The sequence below is a fragment of the Streptomyces griseorubiginosus genome, assembly GCF_036345115.1.
Classification (GTDB): Bacteria; Actinomycetota; Actinomycetes; order Streptomycetales; family Streptomycetaceae; genus Streptomyces; species Streptomyces griseorubiginosus_C.
The window spans coordinates 9,497,636-9,522,236 of sequence record NZ_CP107766.1 but is presented as its reverse complement, the minus strand read 5'-3'; the positions used below and the strand labels follow the sequence as shown (position 1 = coordinate 9,522,236).

At 72.7% G+C, this 24,601-nt stretch carries 19 protein-coding genes; 10 read left to right on the top strand and 9 right to left on the bottom strand.

Annotated elements, in window-relative coordinates:
* Positions 1–22 precede the first annotated feature (22 nt).
* The 4 genes from OHN19_RS42850 to OHN19_RS42835 all read right to left on the bottom strand — a co-directional run bounded on the left by OHN19_RS42850 (position 23) and on the right by OHN19_RS42835 (position 7,171).
* A complete protein-coding gene (locus OHN19_RS42850; RefSeq protein WP_330269422.1) occupies positions 23–2,902 on the bottom strand; it encodes a SpoIIE family protein phosphatase in 2,880 nt (959 codons plus the stop codon).
* A 131-nt stretch (positions 2,903–3,033) separates the two neighbouring features.
* A complete protein-coding gene (locus OHN19_RS42845; protein ID WP_330269421.1) occupies positions 3,034–4,002 on the bottom strand; it encodes a cyclase family protein in 969 nt (322 codons plus the stop codon).
* A 157-nt stretch (positions 4,003–4,159) separates the two neighbouring features.
* Positions 4,160–6,430 carry a M4 family metallopeptidase gene (locus tag OHN19_RS42840; RefSeq protein WP_330269420.1) on the bottom strand — a complete coding sequence of 757 codons (2,271 nt, stop codon included), beginning with the start codon at positions 6,428–6,430 and terminating at the stop codon, positions 4,160–4,162.
* Positions 6,431–6,751: 321 nt separating this feature from the next.
* Complete coding sequence (locus OHN19_RS42835) at positions 6,752–7,171, bottom strand: VOC family protein (RefSeq protein ID WP_330269419.1); 420 nt, start codon at positions 7,169–7,171, stop codon at positions 6,752–6,754.
* 109 nt (positions 7,172–7,280) lie between these two features.
* Between OHN19_RS42835 and OHN19_RS42830 the strand changes: the two genes are divergently transcribed.
* Positions 7,281–8,264 carry a helix-turn-helix transcriptional regulator gene (locus tag OHN19_RS42830; protein WP_330269418.1) on the top strand — a complete coding sequence of 328 codons (984 nt, stop codon included), beginning with the start codon at positions 7,281–7,283 and terminating at the stop codon, positions 8,262–8,264.
* Between the two features lie 71 nt (positions 8,265–8,335).
* Here OHN19_RS42830 and OHN19_RS42825 read toward each other — a convergent pair whose 3' ends face one another.
* The 3 genes from OHN19_RS42825 to OHN19_RS42815 form a co-directional block, all read right to left on the bottom strand.
* A complete protein-coding gene (locus OHN19_RS42825; protein WP_330269417.1) occupies positions 8,336–9,928 on the bottom strand; it encodes an alpha/beta hydrolase in 1,593 nt (530 codons plus the stop codon).
* Positions 9,925–11,193: a serine hydrolase domain-containing protein gene (locus OHN19_RS42820; protein ID WP_330269416.1), complete on the bottom strand. Its 1,269-nt coding sequence runs from the start codon at positions 11,191–11,193 to the stop codon at positions 9,925–9,927. Before OHN19_RS42820 ends, OHN19_RS42825 begins: the two co-directional genes overlap by 4 nt.
* Before the next feature lie 170 nt (positions 11,194–11,363).
* A complete protein-coding gene (locus tag OHN19_RS42815) occupies positions 11,364–12,092 on the bottom strand; it encodes an HAD family hydrolase (protein ID WP_330269415.1) in 729 nt (242 codons plus the stop codon).
* 140 nt (positions 12,093–12,232) lie between these two features.
* Here OHN19_RS42815 and OHN19_RS42810 point away from each other — a divergent pair, with 140 nt between their 5' ends.
* Together OHN19_RS42810 and OHN19_RS42805 are read left to right on the top strand one after the other, a co-directional pair.
* The gene (locus tag OHN19_RS42810) at positions 12,233–13,297 is read left to right on the top strand and encodes a DUF4232 domain-containing protein (protein WP_330269414.1); all 1,065 of its coding nucleotides are present in this window, start codon (positions 12,233–12,235) and stop codon (positions 13,295–13,297) included.
* The gene (locus tag OHN19_RS42805; protein ID WP_330269413.1) at positions 13,294–13,863 is read left to right on the top strand and encodes a hypothetical protein; all 570 of its coding nucleotides are present in this window, start codon (positions 13,294–13,296) and stop codon (positions 13,861–13,863) included. Before OHN19_RS42810 ends, OHN19_RS42805 begins: the two co-directional genes overlap by 4 nt.
* Positions 13,864–14,034: 171 nt before the next feature.
* Here OHN19_RS42805 and OHN19_RS42800 read toward each other — a convergent pair whose 3' ends face one another.
* A complete protein-coding gene (locus OHN19_RS42800) occupies positions 14,035–14,766 on the bottom strand; it encodes a hemerythrin domain-containing protein (RefSeq protein WP_330269412.1) in 732 nt (243 codons plus the stop codon).
* Between the two features lie 235 nt (positions 14,767–15,001).
* On the opposite strand from OHN19_RS42800, the gene OHN19_RS42795 reads away from it, so the two are divergent.
* Complete coding sequence (locus OHN19_RS42795; RefSeq protein ID WP_330269411.1) at positions 15,002–16,204, top strand: PP2C family protein-serine/threonine phosphatase; 1,203 nt, start codon at positions 15,002–15,004, stop codon at positions 16,202–16,204.
* A gap of 58 nt (positions 16,205–16,262) precedes the next feature.
* Here the strand turns inward: OHN19_RS42795 and OHN19_RS42790 are convergent, their stop codons facing one another.
* Entirely contained in the window at positions 16,263–17,483 is a 1,221-nt protein-coding gene (locus OHN19_RS42790) for an acyl-CoA dehydrogenase family protein (protein WP_330269410.1), read from the bottom strand.
* 119 nt (positions 17,484–17,602) lie between these two features.
* Here OHN19_RS42790 and OHN19_RS42785 point away from each other — a divergent pair, with 119 nt between their 5' ends.
* The 6 genes from OHN19_RS42785 to OHN19_RS42760 all read left to right on the top strand — a co-directional run bounded on the left by OHN19_RS42785 (position 17,603) and on the right by OHN19_RS42760 (position 24,509).
* Positions 17,603–18,439: an enoyl-CoA hydratase/isomerase family protein gene (locus OHN19_RS42785; RefSeq protein ID WP_330269409.1), complete on the top strand. Its 837-nt coding sequence runs from the start codon at positions 17,603–17,605 to the stop codon at positions 18,437–18,439.
* Between the two features lie 109 nt (positions 18,440–18,548).
* Complete coding sequence (locus OHN19_RS42780; RefSeq protein WP_330269408.1) at positions 18,549–19,166, top strand: hypothetical protein; 618 nt, start codon at positions 18,549–18,551, stop codon at positions 19,164–19,166.
* On the top strand, positions 19,163–21,778 hold the full coding sequence (locus OHN19_RS42775; protein ID WP_330269407.1) for a putative PEP-binding protein: 2,616 nt from the start codon (positions 19,163–19,165) through the stop codon (positions 21,776–21,778). The genes OHN19_RS42780 and OHN19_RS42775 overlap by 4 nt, the downstream gene beginning before the upstream one ends.
* Positions 21,775–22,896 carry an acyl-CoA dehydrogenase family protein gene (locus OHN19_RS42770; protein WP_330269406.1) on the top strand — a complete coding sequence of 374 codons (1,122 nt, stop codon included), beginning with the start codon at positions 21,775–21,777 and terminating at the stop codon, positions 22,894–22,896. Before OHN19_RS42775 ends, OHN19_RS42770 begins: the two co-directional genes overlap by 4 nt.
* Before the next feature lie 18 nt (positions 22,897–22,914).
* The gene (locus OHN19_RS42765; protein WP_330269405.1) at positions 22,915–23,358 is read left to right on the top strand and encodes a Zn-ribbon domain-containing OB-fold protein; all 444 of its coding nucleotides are present in this window, start codon (positions 22,915–22,917) and stop codon (positions 23,356–23,358) included.
* Positions 23,355–24,509 (top strand): thiolase family protein, encoded by a 1,155-nt coding sequence (locus OHN19_RS42760; RefSeq protein ID WP_330269404.1) that lies wholly within the window; start codon positions 23,355–23,357, stop codon positions 24,507–24,509. The genes OHN19_RS42765 and OHN19_RS42760 overlap by 4 nt, the downstream gene beginning before the upstream one ends.
* Positions 24,510–24,601 lie beyond the last annotated feature (92 nt).

The window sequence follows — 24,601 nt, the reverse complement described above, 5'->3', positions numbered from 1 at the left end:
GTGATGTGCCGGGGCCGGCGCCTCAGGCGGCCCCCTCGAGCGCGCATTCGGCCCAGATGACCTTGCCGTGCTGGGTGTAGCGCGTGCCCCAGCTCTGCGTCAGCTGCGCGACGAGGAACAGGCCGCGGCCGCCCTCGTCGGTGCTGGCCGCTCGACGCAGGTGCGGGGCGGTGTTGCTGCTGTCGGAGACCTCGCAGATCAGGGTGCGGTCGTGGAGCAGCCGTACCCGGATGGGCCCTGCGCCGTGGCGGATGGCGTTCGTGACCAGCTCGCTGAGCACCAGTTCGGCGGCGAACGCGGCCTCCTCGAGTCCCCAGTCGGCCAGTTGCCGGGTGGCGGAGGCGCGGACCTCGCTGACCAGGGCCGGATCCGCGGGCAGGTCCCAGGTGGCCATCCGTCGGGGGTCCAGGGCATGGGTGCGGGCGACGAGCAGGGCGATGTCGTCGCAGGGGTGGGCGGGGGCCACCGTGTCGAGGACCGCCTCGCAGGTCTCGTCGGACGTGCCGTTGGCCTGGGCCAGCGTGGCGCGCAACTGATCGAGGACCACGTCGACGTCTCGGTGACGGTCCTCGATGAGCCCGTCGGTGTAGAGAACCAGCCGGCTGTTCTCAGGGAGGTCGAGCTCGGCGGCTTCGAACGGCAGACCGCCGAAGCCGAGCGGGGGTCCGGCGGGCAGGTCGGGGAACCACACGGTGCCGTCGGGGCGGACCAGGGCGGGCGGGGGATGACCGGCGCGGGCCATGGTGCACCGCTGGGTGGTCGGGTCGTAGATGGCGTAGAGACAGGTCGCGCCGATCGTGCCTGCGTCCGCGGCGCCGGGGACCTCCCGGTCCAGGCGTCCCACGAGTTTGTCGAGGTGGGTGAGGACCTCGTCCGGGGGAAAGTCGAGTTCGGCGAAACTGCGGGCGGCCGTGCGCAGCCGCCCCATGGTGGCGGCGGAGAGCATGCCGTGGCCGACGACATCGCCGACGAAGAGCCCGATGCGGGTGCCGGACAGGGGTATGACGTCGTACCAGTCCCCTCCGACGTCGGATTCGGCGGGCAGGTAGCGATGGGCGACCTCGACGGCGTCCTGGTCCGGCACACCGTGCGGGAGCAGGCTGCGCTGCAGGGCCAGGACCATGGCGCGTTCACGCGTGTAGCGCCGGGCGTTGTCGATGGACAGCGCCGCACGGGCGGCCAGCTCCTGGGCCAGCGACCGGTCGTCGTCCCCGAACCGTGGCGAGTCCTGCGCGCGGTAGAAGCCGGCCACGCCCAGGACTGTGCCACGGGCGACCAGGGGCACCGCGATGAGGGAGTGGACGTGGCTCAGGAGCTGTGCGGAGTGCTCAGGGTCCTGCGCGAACCAGCCCGCGGCAGCCTTCAGGTCCGGTTCCAGCACCGCCTGGCCGCTCGCCAGACACCGCGACTGCGGCATCGTCGGTCCGTAGTCGACCTGCTTGCCGACCGGGTGGAAGGGACAGTCGTCATGGATGCCGTGGACCACCGTACGGCGTAGGTCACTGCGGGGATCGGCGGGCTCCTCGCCGCGAAGCACGGCCTCCGGCAGGTCGACGGTGACGAAGTCGGCCAGTTGCGGCACCGCCGACTCGGCGAGCTCCCGGGCGGTACTGCGCACGTCCAGGGTGGTGCCTATCCGGACGCCGGCCTCGGACAACAGTTCCAGGCGGCGGCGCGCGGCCAGGGCGTAGGACCCCACGTGCGGCTCCCCCACCATCACGAGCCCTCTCACCGGGGGCGGGGAGTCGGAGTGCTCGTCCGTCGCGCTGTCGCCGGCCGTGACGTCCTCGACTCCCACGACGTCAGGGCCGTGCACCGCACCAGGCAGACGCCCCGGCGGCGGGGTGACGGAGAGCTGCCCGGGCGCCACGCCGGGAACGGCTCCGGAGAACGGGAGGAAAGTACCGACGGCGGGCTCGGCAGGGAGACCCAGCGGCCCGTGGACCTGCTGCGGGAAGGCGAGGGGCCGGCGTGGTGAGGGACCGGGGACAACGGCCTCGATGGCGACGCCCTCCACTCCGGAGGCACTCGTCATCGGCCGGCTCACGAGGGTGACCCGCCGGCCGTCGGGCAGGGGCACGTCGACCCGGGCCCGCTGCGCGCGGGTGATCAGCTCGGCGGCCTTCTCCATGAGGATCGCCCGGTCGCGGGGGCTCATCTCCACGGCCAGTTCCCGGACCCCGATGCGGTGGCGGAAACCTGCGGCGACCTCGGCCCCGCTCTCCAGGTACGCCCGCAGCAGAGCGCGCTCACGCGCGGAACTCTGCCCCAGTATCCGCCGCTCGATGGCCTGGGCCGCCTTGCGTATCACGGTGTCCAGCGCCGGGTCCTCGGCGCTGCGCGGATAGCCGAAGCACAGGACGCCCTCGATGCGGCCGCTGAGCGGGTCACGCACGGGAAGCGCGCGACAGGCATTGCCCTGGGAGCGCTCGGCGAAGTGCTCGGCACCGTAGACCCGGATGGGTCGGCGCTCGGCCAGGGCGAGACCGATGCCGTTGGTACCCGCGACCTGCTCGGCGAACACGAACCCGGGGACACTCTGGACGGCCGGGAGCATTCTGGCCAGCGACGCTTCTCCGAAACGGCGCAGGAGAACCGTCCCGCTCGCGTCGGCGACGGAGATGTTCATCGCGCTGCCCGCGAACGTGGCCTGCAGCCGGTCAAGCACCGGAACGGCCGCGCGGACGAGCCGTCCGTCCGGTTCGAAGTCCTCCCGGAAGGGAAGGTCGGTCTGGTCCGGCGACAGTCCCAGGGTCCGGCAGCGCCGCCAGGAATCCAGGATCGACGTGCGCACACCCGTCTCGACCGGCTCACCCTGCAGGAACCGCTCACGGAAACCGGCGGGCCCCGTGCCGCCTGGCGCACGCCCCGTCGGTATCGGATCTTCGCCGGCCCGGACCACGCTCCGCCTCACTCGCGCCTTCGACGGTCAACCCTTCCGAAATGTCTGGTATGGACGAGGATACGGGTATTGGAGGCCCGAGTCACCGTTCACGAAGGCCCCTCACGCACGGTGACCGGACCGGATCGGTGTCACAGGACCGCGACCGGGCTGACGGGCGAGCCCGTCCCGCCCGGGACGTTCAGCGGCGCCACGACGAGCAGGAAGTCGTAGCGCCCCGCCGTCGCGGTCGCGGCGGACAGCGCTTCCAGGTCGAGGTTGTCCAGCAGTGGCACCCCCATCGCGGCCACGGCCAGGGCGTGGACCGGCGAGTGCACGCCGTCCACGGGTGAGGGCCGTACGTCACTGTCGCCGTCTCCGCCGAGCAGCGCGATGCCACGCTCGGCCAGCAGCGGCAGGGCGTCCACATGAAAACCCGCGCTGGCGGTGTCGGGGTCCCAGGCGCCGAGTTCCTCGCGGCGCCGGACGTGTCCGGAGCGCAGCAGTACCGCGTCGCCCTCGCCGATCGTCACCTCGAGTGCCTTCTCCGCAACGACGATGTCCTCGGCGTGCACTGCTCGACCCGGCTCCAGCCAGGGGATCCCGAGGACGGTGGGCAGGTCGAGGAGCACTCCCCTCGTGACGAGGGACCCGAGCGTCGACACCGCGCCGAAGCGGGCGCCCGCGGCATCGACGACCTCGTGTGCCGTACGGCCGTCGTAGAGCTGCCCCCGATAGGCGATGTGGCACAGCGCGTCGAGATGGGTGATGCCCTTGCCGTGGTAGTCGGCGGCGATGAAGTCCTTGTGGGTGGAGGGTTCCGGCGCCTCCACGTCACCGAGGTCGGTCATGTGGTGCAGGGCAGGCTTGCGGTTGCCGGGGCCGGGCCGGGTGTTCCACGGCAGCGCCAGCGGGACGACCGTCCCGGTCCGCACACGCGCCGCGGCCCGCCGCACATGGTCCGCGGTGACCCGGTTCCAGGCACCGCGGTCGGCCGGGGACCAGCGACCCCACGTTCGAACCGCCTCGAAGAGTGCGTCGAACTCCTGACGGGAGACGGCGGGCCCGTTGCCGACGCCGGTCGGCGCGGGATTCGCGGAATCGCCGGAACTCGGACTCACGGAGAAGCACCGTCCTCGTGATCAGAGAACCAGCTTCGCACACTCACGGGTGCTCTTGGAGGCGTGTGCCCGCCGGGAGAGGTTGTGCGGGTGCCGTCCGCCACCGCGCCGCCCGGGCCCCGAGGGGCCCGGGCGGCTGGGTGCCGATGCCGGCGGCTCAGGGGGTCAGCTGCCAGCGGGCGATGTAGCCGACGTCGATGGACGCACGGTCCTGGACGCGCAACTTCCAGGTGCCGTTGAGCGGTTGGGCGGAGGCGTTGACCGTGAAGGTCTGGTCGACGTTGTCGGCGGAGCCGCCGCTGCGGTTGAGCAGGGAGTAGACGGTGCCGTTAGGTCCGACGAGGTCGACGGTGAGGTCACCGCGGTAGGTGTGGACGATGTTGACGTAGACCGTGGTGGTCGCGGAGGCGTTGCCGTCGCGGTCGGTGATGGTCACCGGGGACTCCACGGCGGCCCCGTTGTCGGGGATGTCGACGCGGGTGGTGTTGGCGTAGACGTAGGCGATCTGCCAGCTGAAGGTGTCCGTGGCCGTCGCGCCGGTGCTGTCGGTCACGGTCACGGTGACGTCGCTGGTGCCGAGGGTGGTCGGGGTGCCGCTGATCAGGCCGCTCGGGCTGACGGTCAGGCCGTCGGGCAGTCCGGTGACCTCGTAGGTCAGTGCGGAGCCGGTGTTGGTGGTGTAGGCGTCGAGCTGGAGGCTGACCACCTGGTTGACGCCGCTGATCTGGTCGGCGACGGGGGCGAGGTTGACGCCGAGGGCGATGCGGTTGCCGACGTTGATCGCGGCCCACGCATCGGCGACGGCGAGGTAGGTCGGGCTGTAGGCACCGAAGAGGTCCGCGGCCGCCGACAGGGTGGCGGTGCGGGCGCCGGCGTAGTCGGTGGTCGAGGTCATGTACGTCGTCAGGGCGCGGTACCAGATGGCGGCGGCGTTCTCGATGCCGATGCCGGTGACGGGCCGGCCGTCGGAGGTCGGGCTGTCGTAGGAGACGCCGTTGACGGTCTTGGCACCGCTGCCCTCGGAGAGCAGGTAGAAGAAGTGGTTGGCGGGACCGGACGAGTAGTGGACGTCGATACCGCCCAGCCCGGCGCTCCAACTGTCCCTGGAGTCACCGTCCTTGGAGGGCTTGTCCATGTAACGCAGCGGCGTGCCGTCGCCGTTGATGTCGATCTTCTCGCCGACCAGGTAGTCGCCGGGGTCGGCGGCGAGGTTCTCGTGGAACTCGACGGCGGCGGCGAAGATGTCGGAGGTCGCCTCGTTCAGACCGCCGGACTCACCCGAGTAGACCAGGCCCGCGGTGGCTGCGGTGACGCCGTGGCTCATCTCGTGGGCGGCCACGTCGAGCGCGGTCAGCGGGTGGGTGTTGCCCGAGCCGTCGCCGTAGGTCATGCAGAAGCAGGAGTCCTGCCAGAAGGCGTTGACGTAGTTGCTGCCGTAGTGGGCGCGGCTGTAGGCGGCCACACCGTCGTTGCGGATGCCGTTGCGGCCGAAGGCCTCCTTGTAGAAGTCCCAGGTGGCCGCGGCGCCGAAGGCCACGTCGACACCGGCCGTCTGGCGGTTGGAGGGCAGGCCGGTGCCCCAGACATCGTTGTCGTCCGTGAAGAGGGTGCCGGTGCCCGAGGTGCCCTGGTTCAGGTCGTACGTCTTGTGTCCGGCCCGGTCGGGATCGACGAGCTGGTACGTCGACCCGGACGGGGTGGTGCCCAGCGGGACCGTGCCGACGTACTGGCCGGTGCCCTCGCCGGTGTGGACCTTCTCGGCGGCCAGGAGTTCCTTGCCGGTGGAGGCGTCGGTGACGACCTGGAGTTCGCTGGGCGTGCCGTCCTTCTGGACGCCTTCGACGAGGGTCTCCCAGGCCAGTACGGGCTTGCCGGTGCCGGCCCAGACGACCAGGCGGGAGGCGTTGCCCACCTCGGCTTCCCGGACGCGGTCCCGCTTCGAGGCCGCGAGGGCCTTGTCGGTGGCGCCCCGGGCCGTGACCTTCGGGCTGAGCGAGGGCACCGAGAGCCGCGTCGCGTTGGCCTTGGTGACGGTCGTACGGCCGCGGCTGTCGTGGACGACGAGGTCGCCGCCGAGAACGGGCAGGCCGGCGAAGGTGCGCTCGTAGCGGGTGTGCGTGGTGCCGTCGGCGTCGGTGACGACGTCCTTGACGACGAGTTTCTCCTTGGCGCCGAGGCCGATGCGGCGGGCGGTCTCGGCTGCCGCGGACTGGGCGCCCTTGACCAGCGCGGTACGGCGGGCGGGGGTCAGGGAGGTCTGGGCGGCGCCGGCCCGGGGGGTGGCGGTGATCTTCGCCGGGCGGCCCGCGTCCGTCGGGGCGGCGTCGGCCGGGCCGGGGGCGGCCAGGGCGAGCAGGGAGCCTATGGCCGTGAGGGCGAGCGCGGTGGCGCGTCTGCGCCGCACGAGCGCGCGGTGTGACAGGGACAACGAGTTCTCCTTCGGTACGACGGCCGGCCCGTGGTGGGGGCCGTGGACGAGACGGATCGGCGGGGTACGCCGGTCCGGAGCGCTGCACGGCATGCGGGTGGAAGGAGGTGGGGGGTGGCGGTGGTGAGAGCGCGGCTGAACCGCGTGATGAACCTGTGAGGGGACTGTGAATGCCGGGAGAAGAGTGGCATCGCGAAGATGTTCTTGTCATGAGTGCATCAAGACATCGGCTTGATTTGATCAGGTCAGTCAGGCCAAACCGGCACACACGGTGCCGGTTTTCGGCCTGACACACCTGACGTACCTGAGGCACCTGTGGCATCACGACCAGGCGACCGCGACGTCAAGGACCCAGGTGACGCCGAAACGGTCGGTGAGCATGCCGTACAGCGGCGCCCACGGTGCCGCCTCCAGCGGTCGCACGACGGTCGAGCCCTCGGCGAGCCTGGCCCACAGGTCGCTGATCTCCTCGGTGTCCTCGCCCCGTACGGAGACGAAGAACCCGTTCCTGCCCTGGTCCCAGGGCAGTTGGGAGGGCACGTCGTAGGCCATGACGTGGAAGCCGTCGTCGCCCGTGACCTCGCCCCACATCAGCCAGTCCGCCTCGCTCTCGTTCCGCACGGCACCCGCGTCCTTGTAGGTGACGGCGGCCGTGCGTCCGCCGAAGACGGACCGGTAGAAGTCCAGGGCCTCGCGTGCGTCGCCCCGGAAGTTCAGGTGGGTGGTGGTCGTGACGGACATGTCGCGCTCCTCGGCTCGGTGGTGGGCCGCTCGTGCTGAGCGGCTCGGGTGCAACCCTGGCGGAGGTAGCGGACAGGTCGTGTCCTGTACTCCCGGGAGAATGCGCGTCATGCAGAAAACCTCCTCCCGGCTGCTCTCGCTGCTCTCGCTGTTGCAGACGCACCGTGACTGGTCCGGCCGGGATCTGGCCGAGCGTCTCGGCATCACCGCGCGCACCGTGCGCCGGGACATCGACCGGCTGCGTGAACTGGGCTACCTGATCACGACCGTGAAGGGCCCGGGGGGCGGCTACCGGCTGGCTGCCGGACACCAGCTGCCGCCCTTGCTGTTCGACGACGACCAGGCGATCGCCCTCGCGGTCGCCCTGCAGACCGTGACCGCGGGCACGGCCGTCGCCGACGACGCCGTACGCGCGCTGGCCACCCTCCGGCAGGTCATGCCGCCCCGGCTGCGCCACCGCATCGACCTGCTGCGCGTCACCGCGGTCCGGCCGCCCGACGGCTACAGGGCCCCGCGGACGGACGGTCAGGTCCTGGTGGACGTCGGCCGCGCCATCCGCGCCCGCGAGGAACTGCGCTTCGACCACACCCCGGGTTCGGGCACCTCAGCGGGTGCACCTCGCCGTGTGCACCCGCATCACCTGGTCACCTGGCGCGACCGCTGGTACCTCGTCGCCTGGGACCCCGACCGTGAGGACTGGCGCACCTTCCGCGTCGACCGCATCCGGCCCCGCACACCGAACGGGCCTCGCTTCGTCCCACGTGAACTGCCCGGCGGCGACGTGGCGGCCTTCGTCACCGACCGGTTCCGCGGCAACGACGGCCACGACGGCACCCGTACGCGGTGGCCCTGCGAGGGCGAGGTCGTCCTCCATCTGCCGGCCGCCGACGTCGCCCCCTACGCCGAGGACGGAGTCGTCGAGGAACTCGGCCCCCACCACTGCCGGCTCACCCTCGGCTCGTGGTCCTGGACCGGCCTGGCCGCTGCCCTCGGCCGCTTCGACGCCGACATCGAGGTCGTCGGGCCACCCCGGCTGGCGACGGCGTTCACGGAACTCTCCGCGCGCTACGGCCGTGCGGCGAAGGCCCGTTGACCGTGCTACGGCCGTCCCGCGAAGGCCTGTTGACCACGCTACGACCGTGTCGTGAAGGCCTGTTGACCGCGCTACGGACGGGTGCCGGAGGGACGCGCGGTGCAGGTGACGTCCTTGGCCGGGAGGCGGCCGGTGGCGAGGTAGGTGTTGACCGTGGCGTCGGCACAGGATGAGCCGTAGACGCCGTAGACCGCGTGCTGGTCGGCGCCGCGCAGGGTGACCAGTCGGGAGGAGGGCCACATCCGGCGTACCGCGGTCGCGCCGTCGTAGGTGGTGCGCGGGTCTCCGGTGGCGTTGACGAGCAGGGCGGGGAGGTCGTCCCTGATGACGGTCGGGCGTTCGCGGGGCGGGTCCCAGAAGGCGCACGGGTTGAGGTTGTTCGTGACGGGCCCGAACAACTCGTCGCGTTCGCGCGCCCGTTGGACGTCGCGCCAGTACGCCTCCGGGTCCCTCGGGGCGGCGGCGTCGCCGCACAGGATCGCGGTCTGGACGCTGCCGTAGTGGGAGTCGCTGCCGGTCAGCATGAACCCGAGGGCCTCGGCGAGCCAGGGAGAGGGGGTGACGTTCCGCCCCTGCACCGCACGCAGCAGGTCCTGGACTGCCTGCGCGAAGTCTCCGTAGGCGATGTCGTTGTCCTGGGAGAGACCGTTGAACACGATGAGGGGAACGACGTGTTCGTCCACCCGGTACGTCCCGAGCCGAAGGGGTGTGCGGGCGGCGGCGGCCTGGACGTGGTCCACGGTCGCCAGCACCGCCCCACCGGTGCGGCCAAGGCCGTAGCTCGCGTGACGGGCGGCGGCCCACGAGGCCCAGTCCTCCAGGGCGTGGCGGTTGGCCTTCTCGCTGCCCCGCAGCAGCCGGGGACCGTACCGGTCCGGGTCGATGACACCGTCCAGGACGACCCGCTCTACGCGGCCCGGGAACAGCGTGGTGTACACCTCGCCGAGGTAACTGCCGTACGAATAGCCCAGGTAGGAGATCCGCCGCTCACCGAGCGCGGCACGGATCACGTCCAGGTCACGCGCGGTGTTGCGGGTGTTCACGTACGGCAGCACGTCACCGGCGTGCCGGCGGCAGCGCTGTGCGAGGTCCCGGGCGAAGGCCGCCATGCGGTCGAACCCGGCGCGGTCGACACCCGCACCGCGGAACGCGGAGCCGGTCGGCCAGTGGCAGTCCAGCGGGGTGCTCCGGCCGACGAAGCGGGGATCCACGCCCACCACGTCGTAGCGTGCGGCTACGTCCTTCATCGCGGCGCGGACCCACGGCGGATCACCGAGCGTCTGCCCGCCCGGGCCACCGCCGTTGAGCAGCAGGGGGCCGACGCGGTGGGCGGTGTCGGTGGCGCGGATCCGGGAGATCGCGACGGTGACGGTACGGCCGTCGGGGTTGCCGTAGTCCAACGGCACGCGCACGTCGGTGCATTGGGCGCCCGCCTGTTCGAGTTCCTTGCCGGTCGCGTCGTCGGGGCCTAGCACGCAGCTCTTCCAGTCGAGGCGCTGATGGTGGTAGCGGGCGAGGGGGTCGGGTGCCGCCTGGACGGGGAGCGTTGCGGCGGGTAACGCGGTGAGGGCGAGCGCGAGGGTGGCCAGGCCCAGGGCGACCCTTCTCGTCGTTGTCGATGTCGATGCCGATGCACTGTGCGGCACGGGAGGTGTGCGGGTCACTGGTGTTCCCCTTCTGTCGGTCGTGTCGCTCGGGAAGGCGGGTCTTCGCAGAAGGCGGTCTGGACGACGTCGTGGAAGTCCTGTTCCGCCCGCAGCGTGGCCGGTACCTGGTTGAGGGCGACGGAGACGGTCCGTCCGCCCGGTCCGACCGCGGTCAGGGCCCGGTGGCCTCCCGGGACGGTCCCGGCATGGCCCCACCACCGGCCGCCGCAGCGCAGCGGGGAGGCGATCAGGCCGAGCCCGTAACGGGCGCCGGGCCAGAGCCGGTCGGGGTCGGCGGCCACCGTGCGGCGCATGTCGGCCAGTTGGTCGGCGGGCAGCAGCCGGCCGCCGAGCAGCGCGGTGATGAACCGGCCCAGGTCGGCCGGGGTGGAGACCAGTGCGCCGCCGACCCCGCCGAAGGTCGTGTTCCAGGCGGTGCCGTCCACGAGCCGGCCGTCCTCGGCTGTGAAGTAACTGCGCGAGTGGGGTCCGCGGATGCGGGTGTCGTCCCCGGGCCAGTACGTGTCGCGCAGTCCGAGGGGCCGGATGACGCGGCGGGTGATCTCCGCCTCCGGTTCGTGACCGGTGACCTCGCGGATGATCATTCCCGCGAGGAGGTAGTTGGTGGTGGCGTAGTACCAGGTGCCACTCGGGCGGGGCAGGTCGAGGGCGCGGTTGACGAGTTCGCGGGGCTCGAAGTGGCGGTACCGGAGGCGTTCGGGGTGCTCCCACTCGGGGGCGTCGAGGTAGTCGGGCAGCCCGCTGGTGTGCCGCAGCAACTGCCGCACGGTGATGGCGTGGCCGTCGTACCCGTTGCGCCGGACGAGGCCCGGCAGGTAGCGGTCGACAGGTGCGTCGAGGTCGAGCCGGTGCTCGGCGGCGAGTTGGAGCACGACGGTCGCGGTGAACGTCTTGGTGACACTGCCCGCCCGCAACCGGTCCCCGGCGTTCATGGGTCGGCCCGTGCTCAGGTCCGCCGTCCCGACGCTCGCGGCCCAACTCCCGCAGGGGCCTTCCTCGTTGGCGTCGGTGATCAGGACGGTGGCACCGGTGATCCGGTCGCGATCGGCGAGGGTGCGCAGGGCATGGCGCAGGTCGCTGTGCGGTCCGCAGACGGACTGCTGCCGGGCGGGGGGCGGTTGGGCGGGGGACGGTCGTGCCACGGGTGGCTGTGCCGGGCGCGGTTGTGCGGCGGCCGGCGCGACGGGGAGGACGAGGGCGGCCAACAGGGCCGCCACGCCTGCGCGTCGGCCCTTCGTCGAGGTGTGGAGGGAGAGCGCCATGCGCCCCAACGCTAGGCAGGTGCCGCGGCCGGGTCACTCGGGCTGGCGGCCCATTCACGGGTGGGGGCAGCCACAGGACGGCACCTGCGGCGTACCCCCGCATCGGTGTCGGGTCAGGGCGGGTCGCCGTACCGTTGCGGCGGTCGGCGGAAGAGCAGTGCTGTCGGCCTTCACGCCGGCGGCGCCGGTCTCCCGGTCGGGCCGCCGCTCGCCTGATCCACGAGTGCCGGTACCTCGGTCAGGGCGGTCACGGAGGGGCCGGCCCAGTCGTCCTCACGGGTGTGGGCGTCGTTGTCGGCCCAGTCCGTGGCCCGGAGCATGAACGCCCGCATGCCGCAGCGGGACGCGCCGGTGAGTTCGTGTCCTCCCCCGTCGCCGACGTAGAGGCACTCCTGCGGGGTGGCATCGAGTTGGTGCGCGATCAGACGGAAGAGTTCCGGATCGGGTTTGCGCCGCCCCTCCTCGCAGGAGAGCACCCGGGCGTCGACCAGTTCGGCCACAGGCAGTTGCGGCCACGTCTCGGCCAGTTCCGCCGTGCAGTCGCTCAGCACGCCCACGCGCAGGCCCCTCGCACGCAGTGCGGTCAGTGCCGGGACCGCGTCCTCGCGCAGGACGAAGAGCTCTCGTTGCGCCGTCAGCCGAGCGGTGCAGGCAGCGGCGAGGGCCTCGGCGCTCGGCTCGACGCCACAGCGCCGTGCGAGAGTGCGGAAGGTCGCGGTCAGATCGCCCAGGCTCCCGGTGGCCCGTTCGGGAAACGAGGTGTCCAAGGCCCTGCGCCAGGTGCGCGCGGGGATGCCGAGGGGAGCCGCACTCCGTGCGGCATGGTCGTCCCAGACATGCGCCGGCGTGCTGGGGGTCAGGGTCCCGAAGAAGTCGAAGATGACTGCGGTGATGGACATGGCCTGGACCCTAATGGCCAGAATGCAAGCCACCTTCCCGGTCAGTTCCCTGTGACGCCCCTGTGGTCTGTGACACCGCTGTGACCGGAGGTGTGGGTTCCGTCACAGCCCTTGCCCGTGGCCCCTGGTGGGGTGGGCGGATGCCGACCGTCTCCCGCACCGCACCGACCGTCCTCACCGCGGCTCTGCTGCTCACCGCCTGTGGTACCCAGGGCGCGTCGCCGGGCGGTGGGGACGGCAACTCCCCTGTCCGGACCGAGGTCTTGTGCCCCGAGGACCATGTGCCCTACGGCGGCACGCCGCGCCGCCCCGAGGACCATGTGCCCTACGGCGGCACCCCGCGCTCAGAAGCGTCGCCTCTTCCCTCCGGCACGCCCTCCGCACTGCCTCTGCCCTCCCCCGGCGCTGCGAGCGAGGACGGCGTCGACATCACCGCGTTGTACGCCTGGGGCCCCGAGAGCGGCTGCGCGGGTGTCGACTACAGCGCGGACTTCGAACTCACCAACCAGGGGACGGAGAAGGCCACTTACACCCTGACCTTCGGCTTCCTCTCGGCGTCGGGAGGCGCCGTCGACAACGGGGAGCGGACCGTCGAGGCGGTCGGGCCGGGGCGGACCGTCAAGGGAACCGTCGTCATGAGGGAGACGGCCGGGAACCCGCCCGCGGTGACGGGCGTGCGGGTGACCAAGGTACGCAGCGTCCCCGAAGCCGAGGCGTCGTCCGCCGCCGGGGCGTGTCCGACGTCGGGCGTGCGTCTCTACGCCGATCAGGGGGACGCGGCCATGGGGCTGCGTGTCGTCGGTCTGCACCTGGTCAACTGCGGTCCGCGGCCGTACCGGCTCGACGGCTACCCGAAGCTCGAACTCGAGGACGCGGACCACGAGACCGTGAAGGGCGTGCGGATCCTGCGGGGCACCGAGGGGATCAGCACGGGGCTCGGAGGGGACGGCGGCCCGCGACCGGTGGTCCTCGGTCCGGGTGAGGCCGCGGTGGCTTCGCTGGCCTGGCGCAACACCACTCAGGCCGGCGAGGCGGTGAACGCGCCGTACGTGCGCGTGTGGGCCAGGCCCGCGGCCGATCCGGTGATGGTCGTACCGGAGCTCGATCTCGGAACGACCGGAGAGCTCGGGGTCGGCCCGTGGCGCGAGGACGAGACGTACCGGGGCTCCACCACCACGCCCGCCACGCCCTCCGCCCGCCCGTGACGGCCCTCCTCGCCGTGATCGCGTGCGCGTTCGCCGTGTTCCTGCTCGTGCACCCGCGGGTCGCGCCCGGGATCAAGGTCGTCTTCTTCACCGCTCCCCCGGTGGCGGGGGTCGTCTGGCTCCTGGTCGAGGTGTACGAGCGGCAGCTCACCGCGGCGGTGGTCGTCGCCGTGTTCGTGGTGGTACTGGTCGCGCTGACCGGACTGCTCGGGCACCCTCGGCTGCCGATCTGGCCGAAGGTGGTCGTGTTCGTCACGGTTCCGGTGGCGGCGATGGCGTGGCTGCTGGTCGTGACGGCGGACGACACGATCAAGGATCCCGGCGAGGATCCGTGTTCCATGTATTACGGAGGGGTCGGCGTCTCGAAGCCCTTTCCCCCGCAGGCGTACTGCCGCTACGACGACGGCACCACCCACGCCCTCGCGTCCGGTGCCCAGTTCGTGTTCTGGAGCTGCTTCGCCGTCAGCCTGGCCCTGCTGTCGGTCGGGCTGTGGCAGGTCGTGCGGGACCCGAGGACCTTCCTGCGGCAGTTCCGGTTCGAGCTCAAGCTGACGGAGGGGGCGTAGGGCGGCCGGGGCGGGATGCACGCCGAGCAGGGCGGCTTGGCCATGTCGCCGACGGATCAGGGCAACCACGAACACGACGACGGCACGATCATCAGGCTCACGGAGATCAGCAGGAGCAACAGGCCGTTGATTTCGAGGGTGAACCGTCGGTCATCACGGAATCCAGGGGCCTCAGTGGCGGTGTGCGCGTCGGGCGGCGCGGCGCATGAGGACGACGCCGGTTCCTGCGGCGGCCGCGCCCGCGGTGACCAAGGTGGCCCGGCGGGCGGCATGGGCGTCGGCGGGAGCGAGGTCGCGCAGCCGGTCGTAGACGCTGAGGGGGAGGCCGCTGAGCACGTTGCCGGGCGGGCGTCGCGACACCACGGGGTGCGGGTGGGTGGGCGCGCCGACGCGCACCGCCTCCCAGGCCACGCCGATCTGCCGCAGTCGGCGGTCGCTGAGCGCGTCGCGCAGCCTGGGCAGCAGCTCGTCCTCCTCGTCACGGACGTCCTGGGAGATCAGGGCGAACGACCGGCGTATCCACTCGGGGCGCCTGGGATCGTCCGGGGACCTTTCGACCTGGGCGATCAGCTCGTTGATCTCCTGGTGTTCCTGTTCGACCCGCGCGGTGAGGTCCTCGCCGTCCCCGCTGACGCGTCGGAGGACGGGCCACAGGACGGTCTCCTCGGCGAAGGCGTGGCTGAACACCAGCTGCACGATGTTCCGCCACAGCTCGCTCTGTTCCGCGGGCGTGGTGTCGGCGCCAGCGTACCGCTTCATCATCGCGTCGAGCTCTGCGTGGTCGCGCCGCTGCCGGACCAGGATGCTGTCCTCTCCTCCGAGCCGGGCGGCATCCTGTTCGCTGATCGAGACGAGTGCGGGGGCGTGATGCCGGGTGTGGTGGTCGTCGTGCGGGCTGGTCATGGCGGCTCTCCTCACGGTGGCCTACCGGGTCCCCCGCATACGGCGCTCCGATCGCGCGCAGACGGTCGAGTGGGACCGGCTCGGGGACGGTGCTCCGGGCGGCGCGGCGCGAGCGCATGAGTCGTACGCACACGGCACGAGCCACTGCGGGAGCGGTCTCAGGAGGCATCCGTCACAGAAATGATGTGTCTGCCGCCTCAGTGGGAAAACGACATCGTGACCCAGGGAGGATGACATGGCGAGCGATCGGATCGGGCTGGCTCAGGTACTGGCCGCGGCTGAGGATGCCGCACCGGTGAGCTCCCTCGACGTCGTGGCGCGCAATCTACGTGACCGGTTCAGCGCCCGGCGGGTGTCCTTCCTGTTCGTCGACATGGTGGGGCAGCGCCTGCTGCGGGTCAGTGACGAGGCCACCGCGCCACAGGAGCGCCACGCCGAGCAGGTCCCCCTCATCGGGGACCTTGCTTACGACGAGGTCCTGCGCACCCAGAACCTGGTGCGGATCCCCAAGGACGGGGAGGGCGACTGCGTACTCGCGCCCGTCTCGAACCGCGGCGACACCATCGGCATCCTGGAGCTCTTCCTCACCCACGCCGACGAGGACGTCCTGGAGCAGGTGGAGGAGGCGGCGCACGCGCTGGCCTACATCATCGTCACCGACCGCCGTTTCACCGACCTCTACCACTGGGGCAATCGCACCACCCCGGTCAGTCTCGCCGCCGAGATCCAGCGCCAGCTGCTGCCCTCGGCCGCGGCCTGCGAAGCTTCCGCTTTCGCCCTGGCCGGCGCGCTCGTCCCGGCCGCCGACATCGCCGGTGACACCTACGACTATTCGCTCGACCACGACACGCTGCACCTGTCCGTCACCGACGCCATGGGCCACGACGTCGACGCGGCCCTCATGGCCACCCTCCTCATCAACGCCTCCCGCGGCGCCCGGCGCGCCGGCGTGGACCTCGCCGAGCAGGCCCGAAGGACCCACCAGGCCCTCCTCGACCACGGCCGACGCACCTTCGCCACCGGTCAGCTGTTGCGTATCGCCCTGGACGGCACCAGCGCCCAGCTCGTCAACGCCGGCCATCCCTGGCCGCTGCGGCTGCGCGAGGACAAGGTCACCGAGCTGCCCCTGACCGTGAACCTGCCCTTCGGCGTCGTCGGCCAAGGCGCCTACCGGGTGCAGGACATCGACCTGCGTCCGGGTGATCGCCTCATCCTCTTCACCGACGGCATGGTGGAACGGCAGGCGGAGAAGGTCGATCTGCCCGGACTCGTCCACGACACCGCGGCCGAACACCCGCGCGAGGTCGTGCGCACCCTGGTCCACGCGGTCACCGACGCCTGCGACGGCCACGTGCGCGACGACGCCACCGTCCTGTGCCTGGACTGGTACGGCCCCGGGGCCGCCGGCGGCCCGGCACCCGCCACCGCCGGCTCTTGACCGGCGCATCCTTCGATCGGTCCGAGCAAGCGCAGACTCAGGTGGGCCCCCGCCGCCGTCAGCGCCCCTCCACCGCTCCCGCCCGCGCTTGCCGATACGGCCGTACCGCGCGCCGCGCGATCGCAAAGCGGTGGGTCTCCGAGGGGCCGTCATAGATCCGGAACGGCCGCACCTCCCGGTACAGACGGGCCAGCGGCGCGTCGGCGGCGGAGATGCCGAGGGCGCCGCAGATCTGCACCGCGCGGTCGACCACGCGGTTGACGGCCTCGGCCACGAAGGTCTTGGAGACCGAGCTCAGCTGGGCGGCGGCCGGTGACGCCGTGTCCAACTCCCAGGCCGTACGCAGGATCAGGGCACGGCTCGCCTCGATGTCGATCTCCGAGTCGGCCAGCATCTGCTGGACCATGCCGAGGTCTCCGAGCGCCGAGCCGAACGCCATCCGGCTCCCCGCCCGTTCCAGTGCGACGTCCTGGGCACGGCGGGCCGCTCCCAGCCAGCGCATGCAGTGGGTCAGCCGGGCGGGTGCGAGCCGGACCTGGGCGCCCTCGAAGCCGTGGTCCACCTCGCCGAGGACCTGCCCCTCCCCCACCACGCAGTTCTCGAAGACGATCTCGGCGTGTCCGGCGAAGAGCGATTCGTCGAGGGTCTCGATGTTGCGGACCAGGCGCATGCCGGGCGTGCCGGCGTCGACCAGGAACATGGTGGCGCCGCCCGGGTCGCCGGGGCCGCCCGAGGTGCGGGCCATGACGATGGCGAAGCCGGCTCCGTGGGCGCCGGTGATGAACCACTTGTGCCCGTCGAGGCGCCAGCCGCCGGGGACCCGGGTCGCGGTGGTACGCAGGGAGCGGGGATCGGCCCCGGCTCCCGGCGCCGGTTCGGTCATGGCGAAGCAGGACCGGATCTCCCCCGCGGCGAGGGGACGCAGATAGGCCTGCTTCTGCTCCTCGGTGGCCACCTTCTCCAGCAGGTGCATGTTGCCCTCGTCGGGGGCCGCGCAGTTCAGCGCCAGCGGCCCGAGCAGGGAGTAGCCCGCGGCTTCGAAGACGGCCGCCTGTCCCCGCAGGTCGAGACCGTGCCCGCCCCAGCGCTCGGGCACGTGGGGGGCGAAGACGCCCGCGTCACGGGCGGCCTTCTGCAGGGTCTCGCGCAGGGCCTCGGGGGCGTCGTGCACGGACCCGCCGCACTCACGCTCGGCCGGGACGACCACCTCACGCACGAACTCCGCGGTGGACGCGACGAGTTGGGCGACTGTCGGATCGACATCGAACTGGATGGGCACGGGTCCTCCCGCCGACGGGCGTACGGGCATCCGGCCCGTCGCGTCCTAGAAACTGTATAGCGTCTTCAGTATCTTGCCGGGAAGCACCCGGCGACGGGAAGACGCGAGGAGCACCGCCCATGAGCCTGTCCGTGAGCACCGAGCCGGTCCGGATCGTCCGCCACCCCGACCGGGTCGTCGAGCTGAGACTGGACGATCCCGCGCGGGGCAACGCCCTGGACCTGAGGACGGCCGAGGCGCTGCGGGACGCGGCCGTCGAGGTGGCCGCGGACCCGGGCGGCGCGGTGCTGCTGCGGTCCGCGGGCGGCAGCTTCTGCGTGGGCGGTGACCTGCGCGCATTCGCCGGCCGGGGCGCGGAGACGGGCGCTTATGTGCGTACCGTGGCGGGTGCCGCGCACGCCGCGATACAGGCCCTGTACGACCTGCCGGTGCCGCTGGTGACGGCGGTGCGCGGCGCGGCTGCGGGCGGCGGGGTCGGTCTCGCCCTCGTGGGGGACGTGGTCCTGGCGTCCCGGTCGGCGCGGTTCCGGCTGGCGTACACGGCGATCGGGCTCACCCCTGACTGCGGGGCCTCGTGGTTCCTGCCGCGCCTGGTGGGCCCTCGCAGGGCGGCCGAGCTGATCCTGACCGATCGGGTCCTGACCGGCGACGACGCCGAGAAGTGGGCTCTGGTCTCCCGGTCCGTGGACGACGGGGGACTGGACGAGGCGGCGCACGGGACCGCGTCCGCCCTGGCCGCCGGAGCCGGTGACGCGCTGCGTGCCGCGAAGGCGCTGTTGCGCGCGGGGGACGGTGACGGACTGCGGCAGCAGCTCGCCGCGGAAGCGCGGTCGATCGCCACCCTGGCGGACGGGCCGCGTGCGCAGGAGCTCATGGCGGCGTTCCTCGCCGCGCGGGGCCGCCCGAAGGCGGCAGACGGTCGGTCCGGAGCCTTCGCGCAGGAAAGTGTTTCTTGAGTCACTCTTCACTAACCCGCCCGTCAAGGCGTAACCTCCGGGCAACACAGAACCGAGGAACCGGTCACCACAGAACCGGGGAAATGGTGTGGCGATGCAATCTGCTGCCGTGGACCTTCCGGACGCGTCCGACGAGCCCCTCACCGAGGCGGTCGTCGATCTCGTTCTGCGCGGTATGTGGCGCGGCCGGCCGGAGTCCGAGCACCGTCCGCTGGTCGACGCCGGGCTGGCGATGGCGAAGGGGCCGGTGGTGCTGCCGACCGAGCGGGCCAAGTCCCTCGCGGCGCGGGTCCTGCGGGTTGCCGCCGGTTCCGACGAGGAACGGCGCATCACCGCGGCGTACGAGGCGTTCCTGCCGGTCAACCGGAAGATCCGCGATGTGTGCACCGCGTGGCAGTGCCGCCCCGACGGCACCCCCAACGACCACTCGGACGACGTCTACGACGCCGGGGTGCGCGAGTCGCTGGAGGACGTGCACGAGGCCATCCAGCCGGTGCTGCGCAGGCTGGAGCAGGTGCTCGCGGGCAGCGACCGGTATCTGCCGGCCCTGGAGGACGCCCTCGACCGCTTCGACGACGGCGCTCCCGAATGGCTCGCCTCACCGCTGTGCGACTCGTACCACACCGTGTGGATGCGGCTGCACCAGGAACTGCTGCTCGTCCTGGGCATCAGCCGGGCCGAGGACGAGGCCCGGGAAGAGGAACTGGTCGCGAGGAGCCGGGGGTGAGCGTCACCGACCGCGAGGCGGGCCGCCGCACCGCACCACGATCGGCGCCGGGCCCGCTCGCACCGTCCGGGACGGCCTCCGAGAGACCCGGCCGGGTCCTGGTGCCCTACGGGCAGGGGCGGATCCGCGGCCTCGGCGCCGACGAGCTGGGCGCGCACGGCGCGGCCATGGACCGGCTGCTGGCCCTCGGCCTGCCGGTCGTGCCGGGGCTCACCGTGCCCGCGGGCGCCGCCGCGTCGCTGTGCGAGGCCGAGACCGCCGAGGCCGCCGTAGAACTGGTCGAACAGCTCTCGGGGCGGCGCATGGGCGACCCGGCGCGGCCGCTGCTGCTGCGCCTGACGGCGAGCGCGCCCACCGAGGTCGCCGGACTGCCGCCCGACCTGGCCTGTCTCGGCCTCTCCCCCGCCCGTGCGGACGAGCTGTCCGCTGTCATCGGAAGTGCCGAGGCCCTCTACGAGGTATGGGCCGGCACCGTGCGCATGATCGCCGAGTACGCCCTCGACGTGCCCGCCGCCGTGCTCGACGACGCCCTCCTGGACACACCCGAACCCCGGGCCCGGGTGGAGGTGCTGCTGTCCCTGGCGGCGGAGCACGGCTCCCGTCCCTTCCCCGACGACCCGCCACAGCAGCTCGCGCTGGCCGCGCGCGCCCTGCTCGGCCGGTGGGACTCCCCCCGGGCACGAAGGTCCCGCCGCGCCCAGAGGCTCCCCGCCGAGCTGGCCGTCGCCCTGCATGTCCAGGCCCTGCGCATCGGCCCCGCCGACCACTCGGGCTACGGCACCGCGGTCAGCCGCGACCCCGCGACCGGACGCTTCTCGCCCCACGGCGCCTTCTTCCGCGGAGTGCGCCGCAGCGCCCCCGCACCGCACACCGGTGAACCGCTGGAGCGGCTCGCGGGCGGCACCGCCTTGCTCGAACACTCCTTGCTCACCCTGGAACGCCATCTGCGCACCCCGGTGTCGGTCGACTTCGAGGTGCGCGACGACGAGATCTCCCTGCTCGCCGCCTCCCCGCAATCGCGCCCGCCGCTCCGCGCCTCGGTGTGTCTGGCCGCGGACCTGGCCCGGGACGGGGCCCTCAGTCACGAGGAGGCCGTACGCCGGATCAGCCCCGCGCAGGTGCAGGATCTGCTGCACCCGCAGTTGCGGCTGACCGGCGGCGAGGAGCTGCTGGTGAAGGGGCTGCCCGCGTCCCCCGGGGCGGCGACCGGGGCGGTCGTGCTGTCCAGTGAACGCGCCCTCGAACTGGCCGCGGACGGCACGCGGGTCGTCCTCGTGGCCGCCGAGACGAACCCGGCGGACGTCCCCGGGATGCTGGCCGCCGCCGCGGTGCTGACAGCCACCGGTGGCATCGCCTCCCACGCCGCCGTGGTGGCGCGGGGCGCCGGCAAGCCCGCGGTGTGCGGCGCGGAGGGACTGCGCGTGGACCGGACCGCCGGGACGGTGCGCTTCGGCGAGCGCGTGCTGCGCGAGGGCGACCCGGTCTCGCTGGACGGCCGTACCGGCGCCGTCTACGCGGGGACGCTGAGCGTCAGCGTCACCGGACCGCCGCCCGAACTGTCCACCCTGCTGGAGTGGGCGGACTCCGCGCGCCGGCTGGGTGTGCGGGTCAACGCCGACACGGCCGGCGAGGTGGAGACCGCCCTCGCCCTGGGGGCGGAGGGGGTCGGGCTGTGCCGTACGGAGCACCAGTTCCTCGGTGAGCGGCTGCCGCTGATCCGGCGGGTGCTGCTGGCCGCCGACCCGGCCGCCCGCGACGAGGCGCTCGTCGCGTTGGAGCGCGCCCAGCACGAGGACTTCCGCGCGCTGCTGGCCGCCGTAGGGGATCGTCCGGTGACCGTGCGGCTGCTGGACGCGCCGCTGCACGAGTTCCTGCCCGCCCCCGGGCAGGCCCTGGACGCGGCCGAGGAGCAGCGGGCCGCCGCGCTGCGGGAGGCGAACCCGATGCTCGGGCTGCGCGGGGTGCGGCTGGCGCTGCTGCACGAAAGGCTCTACCCGGCGCAGGCCGAGGCGCTGTTCACTGCCTGGGCCGATGTCGCCGCCACCGGCGTCCGGCCGCGGCTGGAGGTGATGGTCCCGCTCGTCAGCCTGCCGGAGGAACTGGCCGCCGCGGCCGCCTACGTGCGCGGTGCCGCCGACGCGGTCGCCGCCCGCACCGGAGTCGAGGTGCCGTACCGGCTCGGCACGATGATCGAGACCCCGCGGGCCGCGCTGCTGGCCGGTGAACTCGCCGAGCACGCCGAGTTCTTCTCCTTCGGCACCAACGACCTCACCCAGCTGACCTACGGGTTCTCCCGGGACGACGTCGAGCGCCAGGTGCTCGCCTCCTACCAGGACCGCGGGTTCCTCACCGCCAGCCCCTTCGCCCGGCTCGACCCGCACGGAGTCGGAGCCCTGGTCGCCCTGGCCGCCGAGCGGGCCCGGGAGGTGCGGCCCGGCATCAAGCTCGGCGTGTGCGGTGAGCACGGCGGTGACCCCGAGTCGATCGCGTTCTGCGACGGTCTCGGTCTCGACTACGTCTCCTGTTCCGCACACCGCGTCCCGGTGGCCCGGATGGCCGCCGCGCACAGCGCCCTGCGGGAACCGGGCGAGCACAGCGGGAGCACACGATGACGACGAGCACCGTGACCGACGGCACGGCCCTGTCGGACAGCGAACTGGACGACCTGCGCGAGACCGTGCGGTCGGTGTGCGCCGACGCCGGTGGCACCGCCGCGGTCCGCGGGCTGTCCGAGGAGGCCCCCGGCATCGACGCCGGGTTGTGGGACGTCCTCGGCCGGCAGGTCGGCCTCGCCGCCCTGGGTCTGCCCGGGTCGGCGGGAGGCATCGGCGGCCTCGCCGAGATCACCGCCGTCTGCGAGGAGTTGGGCCGGGCCCTGGCCCCGGTGCCGCTGCTGTCCTCGACCGTGCTGGCCGGTCAGGTGCTGGCCGGCTGCGGTACGGCCGGCCGGGCGCTGGCGGAGCTGGCCGAGGGCGCCGTCCATGCCCTGGCGGTGGCCGCGCCCGACGGGACCTGGCGGGCGGACGCCGTGCCGGTGGCCGTCTCCTGGCAGGGCAGCGTGCCGGTGCTGGACGGCACCGCGCCGTTCGTCCTTGACGGTGCCGACGCCGAGACGCTGGTGGTGGCCGCGGCCGGGGCCGACGGCGTGGACCTCTTCCTGGTCGACCCGCACGAGCCGGGGGTCACGGTGCGCCGGGTCCCCACCCTGGACCTCAGCCGGGGCCAGGCCGTGATCGCCTTCTCCGGCTGCCGGGCCCGGGCGCTGACCGCCGGCGGCGAGGGGGCGGACGTCGTCTCCCGCGCCCTGGACGTGGGCCTGGTGGCGCTGGCCGCCGAGCAACTCGGCGGCGCGCAGGCCGCGTTGGACATGACGGTGGCCCATGTGCGCGACCGCACCCAGTTCGGGCGGGCGATCGGTGGCTTCCAGGCGGTCAAGCACGCCTGCGCCGACATGCTGCTCCAGGTCGAGGCCGCCCGGTCGGCGGTGGTGCGCGCGGTCCGCTCGGACGGCTCGCCCGAGGCGCTGGCCGAGGCCGCGGCGGTGGCCCAGGCCTGGTGCGGCGAGGCGTTCGTCTCGGTCGCCGCCCAGTGCGTCCACCTGCACGGCGGGATGGGCTTCACGTGGGAGCACGACGCGCATCTGTACTTCCGGCGCGCCCAGGCCGACGCGGTCCTGCTGGGCGGCGCCGCACACCATCGGGAACGGCTGGCCGGTCTGCTGGGCTGGTGACGTGGAAGGCGGAACGGCATGACCACCAGACTCATCGACGAGTCGTTGTTCGAGAGCCGGAAGAACCAGGAGTACGACGACGGGGCCCCTCGGCGTCTCATGGGCGCCCGCTGCTCCGGGTGCACCACGGTCGTCTTCCCCCGGCAGGACTCGTGCCCCCGGTGCTCGCACGGGGCGATGTCCGCGCACGTACTGCCGGTGAGCGGACGGGTGTGGTCGTGGACGCTCCAGGCGTTCCCTCCCAAACCGCCCTACCGGCCGCCGGCCGGCGGGCACCAGCCGTACCACCTGGGCTATGTGGACCTCGGCGAGGTGCTGGTCGAGGCGCGTCTGGCGGTGCACCGCGAGGAGATCCGGATCGGTCTGCCGGTCCGGCTCACCACGGTGACCGCGTACCAGGACGAGGACGGGACCGAGGTCATGACCTTCGCGTTCCGCCCGGAACGGGACGACGAGCGATGAGCCGGCGCGACGACGTGTACGTGGTCGGGTGCGGGATGACGCCGTTCGGCCGCGACGAGAGCGTCAGCGGAATGGACATGGCCGAGCGCGCGGTGCGCGAGGCGCTCGCCGACGCCGGTGTCACCTGGGACGCCATCGGCTTCGCGGCCGGCGGCTCCGACGTGTCCGGCAAGCCCGACACGCTGGTGGGCAGGCTGGGCCTGACCGGAGTGCCGTTCGTCAACGTGCAGAACGGCTGCGCGACCGGCGCCTCCACCGTGCTGACGGTGGCCGACGCGCTGCGCGCGGGCGAGGCCTCCCTCGGACTGGCGGTGGGCTTCGACAAGCACGAGCGCGGCGCGTTCCACGTCTCCGCCGCCCGTTACGGCCTGGGCGACTGGTACGCCGAGACCGGCATGATGCTCACCACCCAGTTCTTCGCGCTGAAGACGCGGCGGTACCTGCACGAGCACGGGATCTCGGACCGGGCGCTGGCGATGGTCGCCGCGCGGGCCTTCCGCAACGGCTCGCACCATCCCCTGGCCTGGCGGCGCAAGCCGCTGACGGAGCAGGAGATCCTGGACTCGGCCGAGGTCAGCCCGCCGCTCACCCAGTACATGTTCTGCTCGCCCGGGCAGGGCGCGGCCGCGCTGGTCCTCGCGCTCGGCGACCGCGCCTTCGACCTGTGCGAACGCCCCGTCAGGCTGGCGTCGCTGGCCTTCCGTACCCGCCGCTCCGGGTCGTTCGAGGTGTTCTCCCCGTGGCTGCCGCCGGGCCCGCACCGCAGCCCCAGCGTCGACGCCGCGGAGGCGGCCTTCCGTACGGCGGGGGTGCGGCCCGCGGACGTCCAGGTGGCCCAGCTCCAGGACACCGACAGCGGCTCGGAGCTGATCCACCTGGCCGAGACCGGGCTGTGCGGCCACGGCGAACAGGAGGAGCTGCTGGCCGGCGGTGCCACCGATCCCACGGGCCGGACACCGGTCAACACCGACGGCGGCTGTCTGGCCGGCGGTGAGCCCGTGGGCGCCTCCGGGCTGCGCCAGTTCCACGAGGTCGTACGACAGTTGCAGGGCCGCGCGCCCGGTCTGCAGGTGCCAGGCGCCCCCCGGGTGGGCTTCACCCATGTGTACGGGGCGCCCGGGATCAGCGCGTGCTCGGTGCTGACGGTGTGAGAGGGGGCAGCCTTGCGGAACGGTGACGTGCCAGGGAAACCCCGGCGCTGTTCACCGACCCTTCCCGAAGGGGGCGGGACGACGGGCGGGCT